The sequence below is a fragment of the Streptomyces sp. NPDC012474 genome (assembly GCF_042955185.1).
Taxonomy (GTDB): domain Bacteria; phylum Actinomycetota; class Actinomycetes; order Streptomycetales; family Streptomycetaceae; genus Streptomyces; species Streptomyces cahuitamycinicus.
On sequence record NZ_JBIBEP010000006.1, the window covers coordinates 109,394 to 125,283 of the forward strand.

The following is a 15,890-nucleotide window of genomic DNA, read 5'->3' on the forward strand; positions in this document are numbered from 1 at the left end:
GGCGGGGCGAGGACACCGGCCCTTGAAGCCCTGCACTCAGGACGAGAACCCGCGTGCCGCCCGCAGGATGTCACCAGGGGCCGTCCCGCACTGGGCCCATGCGATGCCGACACCCGAGTGCATGCGCACGGTCTGGTCGCCCAGGGGGATCGGCAGGTGGATCCGTTCCTGCATCCACACCGCGGCGGTGTGCGCGTCGGCGGGGTCCAGACCGTCGGCCAGGACGACGAACTCGTCACCGCCGTACCGCGCGACCGTGTCGCCGTCGCGCACGGCCTCACCGAGCCGTCGGGCGACCTCGACGAGGACGCCGTCCCCCGCGTCGTGCCCGAAGCGGGTGTTGATCGCCTTGAAGTCGCGGAGGGCGAAGAACAGCACGGCCAGGCCATGGGTGTTGTCGTCGCCCACGGGGGCCCGGACATGGCTGTGGGAGGTCGCGGCCGGGTAGGCGTGGCCGAGGTAGGGGTCGTCGACCCCTTCCGTGGCATCGGACCCGTGCTCCCGGAGTGCGCAGAGCCGGGCGTCGATACGGGCGTGCAGCTCGGCGGAGTTCGGCAGGCCGGTGAGGGCGTCGTGCGAGGCGCGATGGGCGAGGTCGAACTCGCGCTGTTTGCGCTCCTCGATGTCCTCGACGTGAGTGAGCAGGAAGCGGGGGCCGTCGGCCTCGTCCGCGACCACGCTGTTGCGCATCGACACCCACAGGAACGTCCCGTCGCGGCGCCCGAGGCGCAGTTCCGCGCGCCCGCCCTCGGCGCTGGTGCGGAGCAGGATGCCGAGGTCCTCGGGGTGGACGAAGTCGGAGAACGCGTAGCGGCGCATGGCGGAGGCCGGGCGGCCCAGCATGCGGCACAGCGCGTCGTTCGTCCGGAGGATGCGGCCGTTCTGGTCGCCGCCCAGCTCGGCGATGGCCATTCCGTTGGGCGCGTACTCGAAGGCCTGCCGGAAGGACTCCTCGCTGGCCCGCAGCGTCTGCTGCTCCCTGTCCAGTCTGACCAGTGCGCGTTGCATGTTCGTGCGCAGCCGCGCGTTGCTGATCGCGATGGCGGCCTGGAAGGCGTATTCCTCCAGGTCCCGGCGTTCGTCCGGCCGGGGACGGCGGCGGGTGAGGGGGTGGTCCACGGAGATCACGCCGACCAGCTCGCCGTGGGAGGCACCGGAAGCGCTCCGGGCGTACATGGGCGCGAAGAGGCGGTCGGAGGGGTGCCACTCGTCCTCGAAGCGGGGGGCGGGGCCGTCGGTGTGCCACTGCGGGACGTCGTCGTCGTCGAGGACCCAGCCCTCGGTGTGCGGTATGAACACCAGGTCCCCCCAGTGCCGGCCCATGCTCAGCCTGCGTTCCCAGGACTCGCGCGAGCCGACACGGCCGGTGAGGAGGGCGTCGGCGGCGGAGTTGCCCGCCAGGGAGGCGACCACGAGATCGCCGTCCGGGCGGACGAGGTTGACGCACGCCAGTTCGTAGCCGAGACCGGTCACCACTCCGTCGGCGACGACCTGCAGGGTGTCCGCGAGACTGCGGGCGAGATGGAGACCCTGGACCGCGGCCTGCAGGTTGTGACTCTTGTCGATGGCGAGCGCGCTGCGGGTGGCGAACTCGGCGGCGACCGACAGGTCGGCGTCCTGGAAGGCCCGCTCGGCGGCGTGGCGCAGGAGGACCGCCGTGCCGATGATCCGCCGGCGACCGTGCAGGGGCACGAGGACGGTGTGGCCTCCGCCGGGTGTCCCATGGCCCTCACCGAGCAGCTCCGGCAGCGCGGCGCCACCGACCGGAGAGTCGGTGGCGACCGGCAGCGCCCCGTTCAGTACGTCGAAGAGCGCGCCGCCGGGACGCACCTCGCACAGCGTGGCTCCGCCTCCGGCGTGGAGCGGGTGCACCTGCTGCAACCGCAGGACCAGCGGGCCCACGTGTTCTTCGTCGCTCGTCGGGATCGGGTCCCGCAGATAGACCATGACCGCGTCGGCGACGGTGGGGACGACGGCCCGGCACAGTCGCGTCACGATGTCCTCCGGGTCCCTGCCCCGGGTGATCCCGCGGGCCGCCTCGGAGATGTCGCCCTCGGGGTCGGCGACCGGAGGCCGGGGGGACTCAAGTGCGGGGAAGGACGTCTCGTGGCTGGTCGGCGGGTTGTTCGGGGTTGTTCCGGACAACTCGAAGGGTCGTCCCCTCAGGTTCTGCCCGACCTCCCCGAGCGCGGAGACGCCGGCTTCCTCCGCGGGAGAGGCCGAGGGGATCGAGGACGACCAGTAACCCACTTCGTCGGCCGCCTGCTGAACGGCCTCGTGCTCCTCGTCGAGGACGGCGCGCGCCTTCTCCAGCGCGCGGTCCACGTCGTTGAGCGCGGCGTCGTCGGGGTCGAGGGCGTGCAGGTCGGGGTGTGACAGCAGCGGCGCCGGCTCCTGCGTCCGGGAGGGCCCGTCCTCGCCCATACGGAGCCGCAGCTCGGCGAGTTCGGCCTCCAGTTCGTGGATACGGCGTGCCGCGTGGTCGGCGACCTGCTGGGCGATGCCCCGCTCCCGCTCGGCGCGAACCAGCTGTTCGCGCAGATCCGTCTCCTGCTGTCGCGCCCGTGAGAGCAGCTCCACGACCCCTTGGCCATCGGGGAGTTCGGCCGTCACCGACTCCAGCGCGTCGAGCCGGCGCCTCAGTTCGGCGACCTTCGCCTGGGCCTGTCCGAGCATGACGAACAGCAACGTGGCGATGGACAGGGCCTGTTGCCGCCCGTGCTCGCCGGCCTCGTAGGCCTGCCGGGCACGCTGCATCTCCTGGAGGACCTCGATGGTGCGGTCCTTGGCCTCCAGCAACTCCCGGGCGGGTACCAGCTCCTGTGCCTCCGCGATGGCTGTGGGATCGGTGCCCGCCCGGTCCCACAGCGTCCTCGCCTCCGCGAGGCGGCGCCGGGAGAGGTCGGCCTGTTCGTCGGGAAAGCACACGTCGGCCACGGCCTCGACGAGATCCCACTCCAGCGACTCACCGGCCAGCCGGTCGCGCAACCGGCGTAACTCGGGCACGGATCCGGTGACGAAGTGCTCGGGAGTGAGCCGCGCGTGCAACTCCCTGACGGACACCGCCGATTCGTCGAGCCAGGACCGGACCACCGCGACCAGCTGGTTGATCTCGACGCACGAGCCCCGGGCCGGTCCCCACGGTCGTCCCCCACGCTTCCTCTGGCCGGCCACTCGTTCTCCCCCACGGTTTGTTCGCCGGACAACCCCCTGTTGTCACCGGAGAACACATCCAACCGTCCCACCTGCGGTTCCGCCCGGGGATCGTCGTAATTCGTCATCGACACCACACGACCCAGGCGGTGCCTCCATGAATCACACCTTCCCGGCGTTGCTGCTTCTCGCGCTGGCGGTGGCCGTCCTCTTCTCCCTCGTCGCCGCTGCGATCGCTTTCGTCCTCGCCCGCTGGGAGGGGGCCGCGGTGCCGACGGCCCTGTCCCGGTGCGGCATCGCGTTCGCCGCGAGCCTCACCCTGTGCCTGGCCGTCTTCACGGCGTTGGACCGGACGTAGCGGAGGGGACAGGGGGCTCCGTCGACCCGGTCGACGGAGCCAGGCCGCGAGGGTGCGGAAGCCGGCGGCCGCGAGGCCCGCGACCGGGTCGACGCGATGGAGCAGGGGACGCTCCGTCACGCTGGTCACGGCGGCACGACAGCCCCCGTGGCTCGAAAGCGGGCCGGTCGTCGACGCCGGCCGCCGCCCCCTGTCACGTCCGCGGCCGATATTCGGTGGCGTCCCCGCCCCACCCGGTCCACCATGCCCGCATGGTCTCAGGCGAGCACACCGGCGAACGAGCAACGTCCACCGCGTCAGCAGACTCGGAGACGACGCGGTGGACGAAGGCGACGGTCTACCCCGACATGTGGGTCGACCCCGACGACGACCCTCGCGAGACCGACGCCCAGCCGGTCGACGAACGGGGCATCCTCCTCGACTACCTGCGCAACTACCGCCTCACCTTCGAGATGAAGTGCGCGGGCCTGGACGCCGGGCAGATGGCCCGGCGGTCCTGCCCGCCGTCCACGATGTCGCTGCTCGGACTGGTGCGGCACCTGACGGAGGACGAGCGGCACCTCCGCCGGGTGATGGCCGGTGAGGACGCGCCGAAGCTGTACCGCACGGAGGACGACCGCGACGGTGACTTCAACGGTGCCGTCGCCGACCCGGTGGTCGTGGAGGAGGCCTGGCGGCAGTGGCGTGCCGAGACCGAGCGCACCGACCGCTACCTGGCCGGCATCACCGACCTCTCCACCCGCAACGCCGGCCACTCCGACTACGGCCCCGAACCCGGCGGGCAGGTCCAGATCCGCGACATCCTGGTCGCGCAGATCGCGGAGTACGCCCGGCACTGCGGCCACGCCGACCTCCTGCGCGAACGGATCGACGGCCGCGTCGGGCAGTGAGCACCCGCCCAGAAAAAAGCTTCGGCGGCGATGTCGAGAACCCGGGCCCCGCTCCGTCCCCGGGGTGAAGGCGGCCAAGACGGGTCGCAACGGCACCGAGGAGAGTCACCATGGCCAAGTACCTGCTTCTCAAGCACTACCGCGGCGCTCCGGCAGCGGTCAACGACGTGCCCATGGACCGGTGGACGCCCGAGGAGATCTCGGCGCACATCCAGTACATGAACGACTTCGCGGCCCGGCTGGAGAAGACCGGCGAGTTCGTCGACGGTCAGGCGCTCGCCCCGGAAGGGGCATGGGTCCGGTACGACGGTGAGGGGCGCCCGCCGGTCACCGACGGCCCGTTCGCCGAGACCAAGGACCTCATCGCCGGCTGGATGATCATCGACGTCGACAGCTACGAGCGTGCCGTCGAGCTGGCCGGGGAACTGTCGGCCGCCCCCGGGGCGGGCGGGAAGCCGATCCACGAGTGGCTGGAGGTGCGCCCCTTCCTGGCCGCCCACCCGACCACCACGGAGTGACCTCACCGATGGACGAGGCCCTCGTCAGAAGCCTCACGCCCGGCGTCCTCACCATCCTCGTCCGCCGCGGAGCCGACTTCGCGGCGGCCGAGGACGCCGTTCAGGACGCGCTGATCGAGGCGTTCCGCGTCTGGCCGTCCGAGCCGCCCCGGGACCCCAGGGGCTGGCTGGTCACCGTGGCCTGGCGCAAGTTCCTCGACCGGGCGCGGGCCGACAGCGCCCGCCGCCGGCGTGAGGACCTCGTCGAGGAGGAGCCGCCGCCCGGGCCCGCGCCCGGCGTGGACGACACGCTCCAGCTCTACTTCCTGTGCGCCCACCCCTCGCTGACGCCGTCGTCGGCGGTCGCGCTCACGCTGCGCGCCGTCGGCGGGCTGACCACCCGGCAGATCGCCCGGGCCTACCTCGTGCCCGAGGCGACGATGGCCCAGCGCATCAGCCGGGCCAAGCGCACCGTCTCCGGCGTGCGGTTCGACCGGCCCGGCGACGTCGCGACGGTGCTGCGCGTGCTCTACCTGGTCTTCAACGAGGGCTACTCCGGTGACGTCGACCTCGCCGCCGAGGCCATCCGGCTCACCCGGCAGCTCGCGGCCGCGATCGACCACCCCGAGGTGGCGGGGCTGCTCGCCCTGATGCTGCTCCATCACGCGCGGCGGGCGTCCCGGACCGCGCCCGACGGCGGTCTGGTGCCGCTCGCCGAGCAGGACCGCGGCCGGTGGGACACGCGGATGATCGCCGAGGGCGTCGGGATTCTGCAGGCGGCCCTCGCCCGCGACCGGCTGGGCGAGTTCCAGGCCCAGGCCGCCGTCGCGGCGCTCCACGCCGACGCGCCCACCGCCGGTGAGACCGACTGGGTGCAGATCGTCGAGTGGTACGACGAACTCACACGCCTGACCGACAGCCCGGTCGTCCGGCTCAACCGCGCGGTGGCCGTGGGCGAGGCCGACGGACCGCGCGCCGGGCTCGCGGCGCTCGCGGCACTGGACGACTCACTGCCCCGGTACGCCGCGGTGGCCGCGTACCTCCACGAGCGCGACGGTGACCCGGAAACGGCGGCCCGCCTGTACGCCGAGGCGGGCCGCAAGGCTCCCAACCTCGCCGAACGTGACTACCTGACCCGGCAGGCGGCCCGCCTCAACGCCGGCCGGCGCTGACGGGTCGCGTGCGGCAGGTCACCGCACCGTCAACGGGACGGGGTGCACCTCGTCCGCCTTGTGCCCGGCGCGCTCGTGAATGCGCTGGACCGCTTCGGCAGAGGGGGCCTCGGAGAGGCAGTAGACGTGGCCGGACTCCGGGTCCGCCCAGGCCATCTCGAAGTGGACCTGCTCGTCCTTCTCTATCGCGAGGTCCGCGTTGTGGGCTTCACGCAGCTGTTCCTCCGTGATGCCCTTCATGCCGCTGTGGACATCCATGAACTTGGGCATGCCTCGCGCCTCCTTCCAGGCGGCGGCGCGGCCCGCGCCGCCTCGCCTCCCTCCCATGCTCCGCCCGTACGGCGACCCCGGCGACCCCAGGCCACACGCCGCAGCGCCCCGGCGACCCACGGCCGTACGCCCGCAGGGCCCCGGCGACACCGCCGGGGCCCTGAAGGACGTACCGAGAACACTGCGTCGGCGTCAGCCGCACTGGCAGGGGCTGCCCGACTGGCACCCGCAGCCACAGCCCGAGCCGCAGCCGCACGCGGCGATCAGGGGCAGGCTCCTGATCTCGGCGGGCTGCTCGGTCTCGCGCTGGCGGGCGGGGTCGGGCGTCGTGCTGGGGGATTCGGCCATGGGTCCCTCCTAGAGGCTGGTGCCTGTGCCCATTGGATGCCCATGGCCCTGGGCGCATCAACGGCGCATCGAGGCGCCCGCGCGCCCGGGCCCGGCTCCCGGGCACGCCCCGTCAGCGCTCTGCGCCCACGGGACAGCCCGGATCTCCGGCCGCGGATCCGCCTGGAGCTCGCCCGCGCGCCCGGACCTGACCCCCGGGCACGACCCCGGGTACGACCTCAGGCACCACCCTCGGGCAGAACCCGTCAGGCGCTCTCCGCCCCCGGGGCCGCCTGGATCTCCGGCTGCGCATCCGCCTGGAGTTCGTCCGCGTGCTCGCCCGTCACCAGGTACACCACGCGCTTGGCGACCGACACGGCGTGGTCGGCGAACCGCTCGTAGTAGCGGCCGAGCAGCGTGACGTCCACGGCCGTCTCGATGCCGTGCTTCCAGCGGTCGTCCATCAGGTGCTGGAAGAGCGTGCGGTGCAGCAGGTCCATCTCGTCGTCGTCCTGCTCCAGCTGGAGCGCCAGGTCGACGTCCTTGGTGATGATCACCTCGGCGGCCTTCGCCATCAGGCGCTGCGCGAGCTGGCCCATCTCCAGGATGGTGGCGTGCAGGTCGCTCGGGACCGCGCGGTCGGGGTAGCGCAGGCGGGCGAGCTTCGCCACGTGCTGGGCGAGGTCACCCGAGCGCTCCAGGTCGGCCGACATCCGCAGCGACGTGACGACGATGCGCAGGTCCGTCGCCACCGGCTGCTGCCGCGCCAGCAGGGCTATGGCCCGGGCCTCGAGGTCGTGCTGGAGCTCGTCGACCTTCTGGTCGGCCTCGATGACGTTCTCGGCGAGCTTCAGGTCGGAGTCGAGCATGGCGGTCGTGGCGCGCCCGATCGCCGACCCGACCAGCCGGGCCATCTCCACCAGACTGTCGCCGATCGAGTCCAGTTCCTCGTGGTACGCGTCCCGCATCAGGCTTTCCCTCTCGTGCGTCTCAGTCGGGGGTCCAAGGGCCGGGGCCACCGGACAACCGGCGGTACGACCGTCGTATTACCGGCGGTCCGAACCCCACGCTCCCACGTTCCGCCCCGTACGCGTCCGTTTCCGGCATCCCGGATGAACCCATACTGGCTCCAAGGTGAACTCTGGGCGACGAGTGTTCGAGCTCGCACCCCGACGGCTGTGGAGGGTGCCCGAGCCATGCCTAACCTGGGTGCATGGACGTGAACGCGGCGGTCGCCGCAGTGGCAGCGATCGCCGGGGTGCTCACCGGCGTCATCGCCATGCTCGCGTTCCGCTGGAGTGAGCGCGAGCAGAAGCGCCCCACCCGTAGCTCGCTGCACACGGACGCGGTGCTTCCGCCGGGCGTGGACACCGTCCTGTCGGTCCTCAGGTCGTCCGCCGTCGTCCTCGACGAGGCGGACGCCGTGGTCAAGGCCAGCTCGGCGGCGTACGCCCTCGGCCTGGTCCGCGGCGGCAAGCTCGCCGTCGAGCCGATGCTGCAGATGGCCCGGGACACCCGGCGGGACGGCGAGATACGCCAGGTCGAACTGGATCTACCGCGGCGCGGCACCGGACGCGGAGAGGCCCTGGCCGTCTCCGCGCGGGTCGCGCCGCTCGGCTCCCGGCTGGTGCTGCTCCTCGTGGAGGACCTGACCGAGGCCCGCCGCATCGAGGCGGTCCGGCGTGACTTCGTCGCGAACGTGAGCCATGAGCTGAAGACGCCCGTGGGGGCCCTCTCCCTGCTCTCCGAGGCCGTGATGGACGCCTCCGACGACCCCGAGGCCGTCGAGCGGTTCGCCGGGCGCATGCAGATCGAGGCCACCCGGCTCACCAGCCTGGTGCAGGAGCTCATCGACCTCTCGCGGGTGCAGAACGACGACCCGCTGGAGGACGCCGAGCCGGTCCGTGTCGACGAGCTGGTCGCCGAGGCCGTCGACCGCTGCCGGCACCAGGCCGGCGCCAAACAGATCACGATGGCCTCGAACATCTGGGCGCCCGAAGGGCCCGATCAGGGTGGTGGCGGGCGACGGGCGGGAGGCACCACCGACCTGCGCGTCTGGGGAAACCGCGGCCAGCTCGCCGCCGCACTCGGCAACCTCGTCGAGAACGCGGTCAACTACTCGCCCGCCCGCACCCGCGTCGGCATAGCGGCCCGCAGCGTGAACGCGTCCGGCGGGGACCACATCGAGATCGCCGTCACCGACCAGGGCATCGGCATCTCCGACAAGGACAAGGAGCGCATCTTCGAGCGCTTCTACCGCGTCGACCCGGCCCGCTCCCGTGCCACCGGTGGTACGGGACTCGGGCTGGCGATCGTGAAGCACGTGGCCGCCTCGCACGGCGGGGAGGTCACGGTGTGGAGCGCCGAAGGCCAGGGCTCCACCTTCACCCTGCGGCTGCCGGAGGCCGGTGCGGCCCGCGACCGCGCACATCAGCAGACCGCCCGAGAGACACGCGCAGGAGGCGCGGGCCTCGACGTGGAGGCCGGGCGGTCCACCCCCACATCCCCCGAATCAACAGCGTACGAAACGCTTCCCGCCCCGGAGGTCCTTCCGTGACCCGTGTGCTCGTCGTCGAGGACGAGGAGTCCTTCTCCGACGCCCTGTCGTACATGCTCCGCAAGGAGGGCTTCGAGGTCGCGGTCGCGACCACCGGGCCCGACGGACTCGACGAGTTCGAGCGCAACGGCGCCGACCTCGTCCTCCTCGACCTGATGCTGCCCGGCCTGCCGGGCACCGAGGTCTGCCGTCAGCTGCGCGGCCGTTCCAACGTCCCCGTCATCATGGTGACCGCCAAGGACAGCGAGATCGACAAGGTCGTCGGGCTGGAGATAGGAGCCGACGACTACGTCACCAAGCCGTTCTCCTCGCGCGAGCTGGTCGCCCGCATCCGCGCCGTGCTGCGCCGCAGAGGCGAGCCCGAGGAGGTCACGCCGGCGGCCCTGGAGGCCGGCCCGGTCCGTATGGACGTCGACCGGCACGTGGTCACCGTCGGCGGCACCAAGATCGACCTGCCGCTGAAGGAGTTCGACCTGCTGGAGATGCTGCTGCGCAACGCCGGCCGCGTGCTGACGCGCATGCAGCTCATCGACCGGGTCTGGGGCGCCGACTACGTCGGTGACACCAAGACCCTCGACGTCCACGTCAAGCGTCTGCGCGCCAAGATCGAGCCGGACCCGGGCGCCCCGCGCTACCTGGTGACGGTCCGCGGCCTCGGCTACAAGTTCGAGCCGTAGACCGGCCGTGCACGACGGCGGTACGAAGAAGGGCGGGGCCTCTCCCGGGAGAGGCCCCGCCCTTCTTCGTACCGCGACCGGCTCAGTGTCCGGCGCCGGCGCCCGCGCTCGCCGTGGCCGCGTCGGTCGGCGTGCCGGACGCTCCGTGGCCACCGGGCGTCTCACCGCCCGCGGGGTTCTCCGGCGCTCCCGGCTCACCCTCGGCGGGGGAACCGGACGGCGAGCCCGACGGGGACGACGAGGCGCCCGGCGCGGCCGGAACCTCCGTCGGGCCCCACTCCTTGAAGTAGTGCTCGGCGGGGACGACGAACGCGCGCAGGCTCACGGCACCCGTCTCGCTGAAGGTGAAGGTGACCTTCTGGGCGTTGCCGTCCTGCACGGCCTCGCGGCTGCTCGGCAGCATCGCCGTGGCGTTGTTCCGGCCGCCCAGGATCAGCGAGCCGCCGGGCGGGATGCTGAGGCTGCCGCCCTTGGCGGGCTTCAGCTGGGCGGTCTTGCCGGTGCCCGGGAGGGTGATGGACTCCAGCGTCTCGGCACTCTTGCCGGAGTTGAAGAAGGTCGCGGAGATCGCGGCCGGGCCGGTCGATTCGAGGTCGGGCTGCGTGATCACGACCGCGTTCTGGATCTCGATGTCGCCGACGCTGGTGGCGGCGTTGTCCGGCTTGATCTCCAGCGTCTGGGCGTTGTTGCCGGCGCCGCACGCGGCCAGCGAGGCGATCGAGAACGCGGTGACGGCGGCGGCGAGGGCACCGCGTCGAAGGCTGCTGCTCACGGCGGCGGTAACTCCTTGACTCGAGCGGAGCGGCCGATAGAGCCGCCCTAAGTGTCTGTCAGCGGGCCTTAGGTTACCGAGCCGCCCTCGTCCGGCCGCACCCGACCCCCCGTCACCGCCGAGTCCACCTGAGTCACACATGACTGCCGCGTCACATTGCCGTGGCGCTCGTCCGGCATTCACATTAGAGCCCCGGGTGGCAGCACGGATTTTCCGTGAAGGAATGCGCGGGGTGCCTCGGAATTGATCACCGGCGGTCCGTCCGGGCGCCTCGTGATCAATTATGGATTCGACCGGAACCCGGCTCGGGCCGCCGAACGGAGTAGCGGAAGTCGATCATACGGAACCGGACATATGGGGATGTTCATCCTTCTGGAGGATGCTCCGGATGCGTGTAACGTACGCGTTTCGCTCACCCCGGAGAGCCGCTCCCACCTGCGAATACCTTCTTCCACTCCCTGTCCGAAGCACGTTCCTGTCGGAGTTGTCAAGCCCCGAGATATGCCCTGACCTGCGAAAACGTCATTCAGAACCCGCAGTTTCCGTGTTACCCTGGATAGCCACGGAAGGGGTACCTGTCACATGACGTTCAAGGTTGGCGACACCGTGGTCTATCCCCATCACGGGGCCGCGCTGATCGAGGCTATCGAAACTCGCCAGATCAAAGGCGTGGACAAGACCTACTTGGTGCTGAAGGTCGCCCAGGGCGACCTGACGGTACGTGTGCCAGCGGACAATGCGGAGTTCGTCGGCGTGCGTGATGTGGTCGGTCAGGACGGGCTGGACCGGGTCTTCGAGGTGCTGCGCGCGCCGTACGCCGAGGAGCCCACGAACTGGTCCCGTCGATACAAGGCAAACCTGGAGAAGCTCGCCTCGGGCGATGTCATCAAGGTCGCGGAAGTGGTGCGTGACCTGTGGCGTCGTGAGCGCGAGCGTGGACTCTCCGCCGGTGAGAAGCGCATGCTCGCCAAGGCCCGCCAGATCCTGGTGAGCGAGCTGGCCCTCGCGGAGAACACCAACGAGGACAAGGCCGAAGCCCTGCTCGACGAGGTTCTCGCCTCCTGAGGCGAAGCCGGTCGTTCAGCGCCCTGCTTATCAAGCGCGCGCCTGCACATCGATATGCCGCGGTGCCCGATGACGAATTCTCTGTCGCCGGGCGCTGCGGCATGTTCATTCTCCGACGCCGATGCGCCGCCGCCCCGGGCTGTGTTATCACTCACGCCCCGGTGATTGGCGTGCCGGGCCCGGGCAGCCGGCTCGACCAGCGTCACGGAAGGGTCCGGTCGAGCGCGTCGCGCCCGGCACTCCTCCAGGCCATACCCACGCCAGGCCAGCACACAAACCTGACAGGAACCGATGTCTGACGATTCGCGTCCCTCGCCGTCCGCCGGCCCCTCGGCGGCCCGTACGGCGGCCGTGATCCCGGCCGCCGGCCGCGGTGTGCGGCTCGGCCCGGGCGCCCCCAAGGCGCTGCGCGCGCTGAGCGGCACACCCATGCTGATCCATGCGGTCCGCGCGATGGCCGCCTCCCGGGCCGTCTCCCTGGTCGTCGTCGTGGCCCCGCCCGACGGCGCCGCCGAGGTCAAAACGCTGCTCGACGCGCACGCGCTGCCCGAGCGGACGGACTTCCTCGTCGTCCCGGGCGGGCAGAGCCGCCAGGAGTCCGTGAAGCTCGGCCTGGACGCGCTGCCGACCGGCCACGACATCGTGCTGGTCCACGACGCGGCCCGGCCGCTGGTGCCGGTGGACACGGTCGACGCCGTGATCGAGGCCGTACGCGACGGCGCACCGGCCGTGGTGCCCGCGCTGCCGCTCGCCGACACCGTCAAGCAGGTCGAGCCCGCCGGTACGCCCGGTGCGCCGGAGCCGGTCGTCGCCACGCCGGAGCGCGCCTTGCTGCGGGCGGTGCAGACCCCGCAGGGCTTCGACCGGGCCACGCTGGTCCGGGCGCACGAGACGGTCACCGGCGAGGTCACCGACGACGCCGGGATGGTCGAGCAGCTCGGCCTCACGGTCGTGGCCGTCCCCGGCCACGAGGAGGCGTTCAAGGTCACCCGCCCCCTGGACCTGGTCCTCGCCGAGGCGGTCCTGGCCCGCAGGAGGCTCAACGATGGCTTCTGACCAGCCCGTTCTGCCCCAGGTGGGCATCGGCACCGACATCCACGCCTTCGAGGAGGGCCGCGAGCTGTGGTGCGCCGGCCTGAAGTGGGAGGGCGAGGGCCCGGGCCTGGCCGGTCACTCCGACGCGGACGTCGTCGCCCACGCCGCCTGCAACGCCCTCTTCTCCGCCGCCGGCCTCGGCGACCTGGGGCAGCACTTCGGCACCGGCCGCCCCGAGTGGTCGGGCGCCTCCGGGGTCACCCTTCTGACGGAGGCCGCGCGCATCGTGCGCGAGGCCGGCTTCCGGATCGGCAACATCGCCGTACAGGTGGTGGGCCCCCGCCCGAAGATCGGCAAGCGCCGGGACGAGGCCCAGAAGCTCCTGTCCGAGGCGGCCGGAGCCCCGGTGTCGGTGTCGGGCGCGACGACGGACGGCCTCGGCTTCCCCGGCCGGGACGAAGGACTGATGGCGGTGGCCACGGCGCTGGTGGTGCGAGCGGGCTGAGGACAAGCGCTCGGGGCGTACCCGTTGCCTATGTCACGAATATGTGCGCCCCGAGGTGAAGGTCCTGATGCACACCCCGGGGCCCACTACCCTGGAGTGGTGACTATTCGCCTGTACGACACCAGCGCCCGGCAGATCCGTGACTTCTCCCCGCTCCAGCCGGGTTGCGTCTCGATCTACCTGTGCGGTGCCACCGTGCAGGCCGCCCCGCACATCGGGCACATCCGTTCCGGGCTGAACTTCGACATCATGCGCCGCTGGTTCGAGTACCGCGGCTACGACGTCACGTTCGTGCGGAACGTGACGGACATCGACGACAAGATCATCGGGAAGGCCGGCGAGCAGGGCCGCCCCTGGTGGGCCATCGGCTACGAGAACGAGCGGGCCTTCAACGACGGCTACACCGCGCTCGGTTGCCTGCCGCCCACCTACGAGCCGCGTGCCACCGGCCACATCACCGAGATGGTCGAGATGATGCGCGGCCTCATCGAACGCGGGCACGCCTACGAGGCCGACGGCAGCGTCTACTTCGACGTCCGTTCCTGGCCCTCCTACCTGGAGCTGTCCCGGCAGGACCTCGACGAGATGCGGCAGCCCTCGGAAGAGGGCATCACCGGCAAGCGCGACCCGCGTGACTTCGCCATGTGGAAGGCGGCGAAGCCGGGGGAGCCGAGCTGGGAGACTCCGTTCGGCCGCGGCCGTCCCGGCTGGCACCTGGAGTGCTCGGCGATGGCGCACAAGTACCTGGGGACCGCCTTCGACATCCACGGCGGCGGCCTCGACCTGGTCTTCCCGCACCACGAGAACGAGATCGCCCAGGCCAAGGCCTACGGCGACGAGTTCGCGCGGTACTGGGTGCACAACGCCTGGGTCACCATGAGCGGCGAGAAGATGTCCAAGTCGCTCGGAAACTCGGTGCTGGTCAGCGAGATGGTCAAGCGCTGGCGGCCCATCGTGCTGCGCTACTACCTCGGCACCCCGCACTACCGCTCGATGATCGAGTACAGCGAGGAGGCGCTGCGCGAGGCCGAGTCGGCGTTCGCGCGCATCGAGGGCTTCGTGCAGCGCGTGGTCGAGAAGGCCGGCGTCGTCGAGCCCGCCCCCGAGGTGCCGCTCGCCTTCGCCGAGGCCATGGACGACGACCTGGGCGTTCCGCAGGCGCTCGCCGTGGTGCACACCACCGTCCGGCAGGGCAACAGCGCCCTGGCCGCCGACGACAAGGAAGCCGCCGTGGCCCGGCTCGCCGAGGTGCGCGCGATGCTCGGCGTGCTCGGCCTCGACCCGCTGGACCCCCGGTGGGCCGGAGAGGGCGACCGCGGCGAGGACCTGCACGGCGTGGTCGACACGCTCGTCCGCATGGTGCTGGACCAGCGCGAGGCCGCCCGGGCCCGCAAGGACTGGCCCACCGCGGACGCCATCCGCGACCAGCTGGGCCAGTCCGGCCTGGTCATCGAGGACAGCCCGCAGGGGCCGCGATGGAGCCTCGGCCCGCGCTGAGACAAGCCCCACGGGCTGCTCGACTGTGCCGCCCGGGCCTCCGGGCGGCACACTGCACAGACGTAAGAGCCGTACACAGACGTACGTACGCATCACTTCACGGAGACAGGTAGCTCAATGGCCGGGAACAACCGCCGCATGTCCGGCAAGAAGGGCGCGCAGGTCGGCAGTGGCGGCCAGCGGCGCCGGGGTCTGGAAGGCAAGGGCCCCACCCCGCCCGCCGAGATGCGCAAGGGACACAAGAAGAACCGCATCGTCAACGCCAAGGCCAAGCAGGCCGTACGCCGGCCCACCGTGCGCGGCCGCGGCGGCAAGGGCACGTCCGAGCTGGTCGTCGGACGCAACCCGGTCCTGGAGGCGCTGCGCGAGGGCGTCCCGGCCTCGACCTTGTACGTCCAGCAGTTCATCGACAACGACGAGCGGGTGCGCGAGGCCCTCCAGGTCGCCGCCGAGCGCGGCGGCATCAACCTCATGGAGGCCCCGCGTCCCGAGCTGGACCGGATGACCAACGGCCTCAACCACCAGGGCATGGTCCTCCAGGTCCCGCCGTACGAGTACGCCCACCCCGAGGACCTGGCGTCCGCCGCCTACGACGACGGTGTGGACCCGCTGATCGTCGCGCTCGACGGCGTCACCGACCCGCGCAACCTCGGCGCGGTCGTCCGCTCCGTCTCCGCCTTCGGCGGGCACGGCGTCGTCGTCCCCGAGCGCCGCGCGGCCGGCATGACGGCCGGTGCCTGGAAGACGTCCGCCGGTACGGCTGCCCGCACGCCGGTGGCCCGCGCCACCAACCTCACCCGGGCGCTGGAGGCCTACAAGAAGGCCGGTATCACGGTCGTCGGCCTGGCCGCCGACGGTGAGGCCGAGGTCGGTGAGCTTCCGGCGCTGGACGGCCCCGTCGTCATCGTCGTCGGCAGCGAGGGCAAGGGGCTGTCCCGGCTGGTCGGGGAGACCTGCGACCACCGGGTGCGGATCCCGATGCCGGGCGGCGCCGAGTCGCTCAACGCCGGTGTCGCGGCGGGGATCGTGCTGTACGAGGCGGCCCGCCGACGCCACTGAACAGGCATCCGAAACTTCACCCGTACGGGGTAATTCCGGTGTCATCGGGGCGACGA

General features: G+C 71.6%; 16 protein-coding genes. 11 read left to right on the forward strand and 5 right to left on the reverse strand.

Translation table 11 applies throughout. From position 1 onward, the window contains the following. Nucleotides 1-36: 36 nt before the first annotated feature. Nucleotides 37-1,566 carry a diguanylate cyclase CdgB gene (gene cdgB, locus ACFY9S_RS15690; RefSeq protein WP_391128780.1) on the reverse strand — a complete coding sequence of 510 codons (1,530 nt, stop codon included), beginning with the start codon at nucleotides 1,564-1,566 and terminating at the stop codon, nucleotides 37-39. Nucleotides 1,567-3,310: 1,744 nt separating this feature from the next. On the opposite strand from cdgB, the gene ACFY9S_RS15695 reads away from it, so the two are divergent. The 4 genes from ACFY9S_RS15695 (at nucleotide 3,311) to ACFY9S_RS15710 (ending at nucleotide 6,070) form a co-directional block, all read left to right on the forward strand. After that, complete coding sequence (locus ACFY9S_RS15695) at nucleotides 3,311-3,511, forward strand: hypothetical protein (protein ID WP_391127997.1); 201 nt, start codon at nucleotides 3,311-3,313, stop codon at nucleotides 3,509-3,511. 251 nt (nucleotides 3,512-3,762) lie between these two features. Then, on the forward strand, nucleotides 3,763-4,401 hold the full coding sequence (locus ACFY9S_RS15700; protein WP_391128000.1) for a DUF664 domain-containing protein: 639 nt from the start codon (nucleotides 3,763-3,765) through the stop codon (nucleotides 4,399-4,401). Nucleotides 4,402-4,511: 110 nt separating this feature from the next. Further along, complete coding sequence (locus ACFY9S_RS15705; RefSeq protein ID WP_391128004.1) at nucleotides 4,512-4,919, forward strand: YciI family protein; 408 nt, start codon at nucleotides 4,512-4,514, stop codon at nucleotides 4,917-4,919. Between the two features lie 8 nt (nucleotides 4,920-4,927). Then, entirely contained in the window at nucleotides 4,928-6,070 is a 1,143-nt protein-coding gene (locus ACFY9S_RS15710; RefSeq protein ID WP_391128007.1) for a DUF6596 domain-containing protein, read from the forward strand. A gap of 18 nt (nucleotides 6,071-6,088) precedes the next feature. Here ACFY9S_RS15710 and ACFY9S_RS15715 read toward each other — a convergent pair whose 3' ends face one another. The 3 genes from ACFY9S_RS15715 to phoU form a co-directional block, all read right to left on the reverse strand. Next, on the reverse strand, nucleotides 6,089-6,340 hold the full coding sequence (locus ACFY9S_RS15715; RefSeq protein WP_102909218.1) for an SCO4226 family nickel-binding protein: 252 nt from the start codon (nucleotides 6,338-6,340) through the stop codon (nucleotides 6,089-6,091). Between the two features lie 192 nt (nucleotides 6,341-6,532). Next, entirely contained in the window at nucleotides 6,533-6,688 is a 156-nt protein-coding gene (locus ACFY9S_RS15720; RefSeq protein ID WP_167345925.1) for a hypothetical protein, read from the reverse strand. Between the two features lie 245 nt (nucleotides 6,689-6,933). Next, a complete protein-coding gene (gene phoU, locus ACFY9S_RS15725; protein ID WP_391128010.1) occupies nucleotides 6,934-7,635 on the reverse strand; it encodes a phosphate signaling complex protein PhoU in 702 nt (233 codons plus the stop codon). Between the two features lie 245 nt (nucleotides 7,636-7,880). Here phoU and ACFY9S_RS15730 point away from each other — a divergent pair, with 245 nt between their 5' ends. Then, nucleotides 7,881-9,224, forward strand: coding sequence for an ATP-binding protein (locus ACFY9S_RS15730; protein ID WP_391128013.1), 1,344 nt, complete (start codon nucleotides 7,881-7,883; stop codon nucleotides 9,222-9,224). Then, entirely contained in the window at nucleotides 9,221-9,901 is a 681-nt protein-coding gene (locus ACFY9S_RS15735) for a response regulator transcription factor (RefSeq protein ID WP_030243122.1), read from the forward strand. The genes ACFY9S_RS15730 and ACFY9S_RS15735 overlap by 4 nt, the downstream gene beginning before the upstream one ends. A gap of 82 nt (nucleotides 9,902-9,983) precedes the next feature. Here ACFY9S_RS15735 and ACFY9S_RS15740 read toward each other — a convergent pair whose 3' ends face one another. Next, a complete protein-coding gene (locus tag ACFY9S_RS15740) occupies nucleotides 9,984-10,673 on the reverse strand; it encodes a DUF461 domain-containing protein (protein ID WP_391128016.1) in 690 nt (229 codons plus the stop codon). Between the two features lie 582 nt (nucleotides 10,674-11,255). Between ACFY9S_RS15740 and ACFY9S_RS15745 the strand changes: the two genes are divergently transcribed. The 5 genes from ACFY9S_RS15745 to rlmB all read left to right on the forward strand — a co-directional run bounded on the left by ACFY9S_RS15745 (nucleotide 11,256) and on the right by rlmB (nucleotide 15,834). Further along, the gene (locus tag ACFY9S_RS15745; protein ID WP_003953493.1) at nucleotides 11,256-11,738 is read left to right on the forward strand and encodes a CarD family transcriptional regulator; all 483 of its coding nucleotides are present in this window, start codon (nucleotides 11,256-11,258) and stop codon (nucleotides 11,736-11,738) included. A gap of 291 nt (nucleotides 11,739-12,029) precedes the next feature. After that, nucleotides 12,030-12,794: a 2-C-methyl-D-erythritol 4-phosphate cytidylyltransferase gene (gene ispD / locus ACFY9S_RS15750; protein WP_391128018.1), complete on the forward strand. Its 765-nt coding sequence runs from the start codon at nucleotides 12,030-12,032 to the stop codon at nucleotides 12,792-12,794. Beyond that, nucleotides 12,784-13,278 carry a 2-C-methyl-D-erythritol 2,4-cyclodiphosphate synthase gene (gene ispF / locus ACFY9S_RS15755; RefSeq protein WP_062927607.1) on the forward strand — a complete coding sequence of 165 codons (495 nt, stop codon included), beginning with the start codon at nucleotides 12,784-12,786 and terminating at the stop codon, nucleotides 13,276-13,278. The genes ispD and ispF overlap by 11 nt, the downstream gene beginning before the upstream one ends. 99 nt (nucleotides 13,279-13,377) lie before the next feature. Then, entirely contained in the window at nucleotides 13,378-14,775 is a 1,398-nt protein-coding gene (cysS, locus tag ACFY9S_RS15760; protein ID WP_391128022.1) for a cysteine--tRNA ligase, read from the forward strand. A gap of 117 nt (nucleotides 14,776-14,892) precedes the next feature. Beyond that, nucleotides 14,893-15,834: a 23S rRNA (guanosine(2251)-2'-O)-methyltransferase RlmB gene (rlmB, locus tag ACFY9S_RS15765; protein WP_391128025.1), complete on the forward strand. Its 942-nt coding sequence runs from the start codon at nucleotides 14,893-14,895 to the stop codon at nucleotides 15,832-15,834. Nucleotides 15,835-15,890: the final 56 nt, after the last annotated feature.

Excerpts from the sequence above, each read along its gene's own strand:
- ACFY9S_RS15695 (WP_391127997.1), top strand. The coding sequence starts at position 3,311 with ATGAATCACACCTTCCCGGCGTTGCTGCTTCTCGCGCTGGCGGTGGCC.
- ACFY9S_RS15700 (WP_391128000.1), top strand. The coding sequence starts at position 3,763 with ATGGTCTCAGGCGAGCACACCGGCGAACGAGCAACGTCCACCGCGTCA.
- ACFY9S_RS15705 (WP_391128004.1), top strand. The coding sequence starts at position 4,512 with ATGGCCAAGTACCTGCTTCTCAAGCACTACCGCGGCGCTCCGGCAGCG.
- ACFY9S_RS15710 (WP_391128007.1), top strand. The coding sequence starts at position 4,928 with ATGGACGAGGCCCTCGTCAGAAGCCTCACGCCCGGCGTCCTCACCATC.
- ACFY9S_RS15715 (WP_102909218.1), bottom strand. The coding sequence starts at position 6,340 with ATGCCCAAGTTCATGGATGTCCACAGCGGCATGAAGGGCATCACGGAG.
- ACFY9S_RS15720 (WP_167345925.1), bottom strand. The coding sequence starts at position 6,688 with ATGGCCGAATCCCCCAGCACGACGCCCGACCCCGCCCGCCAGCGCGAG.
- phoU (WP_391128010.1), bottom strand. The coding sequence starts at position 7,635 with ATGCGGGACGCGTACCACGAGGAACTGGACTCGATCGGCGACAGTCTG.
- ACFY9S_RS15730 (WP_391128013.1), top strand. The coding sequence starts at position 7,881 with ATGGACGTGAACGCGGCGGTCGCCGCAGTGGCAGCGATCGCCGGGGTG.
- ACFY9S_RS15745 (WP_003953493.1), top strand. The coding sequence starts at position 11,256 with ATGACGTTCAAGGTTGGCGACACCGTGGTCTATCCCCATCACGGGGCC.
- ispD (WP_391128018.1), top strand. The coding sequence starts at position 12,030 with ATGTCTGACGATTCGCGTCCCTCGCCGTCCGCCGGCCCCTCGGCGGCC.
- ispF (WP_062927607.1), top strand. The coding sequence starts at position 12,784 with ATGGCTTCTGACCAGCCCGTTCTGCCCCAGGTGGGCATCGGCACCGAC.
- rlmB (WP_391128025.1), top strand. The coding sequence starts at position 14,893 with ATGGCCGGGAACAACCGCCGCATGTCCGGCAAGAAGGGCGCGCAGGTC.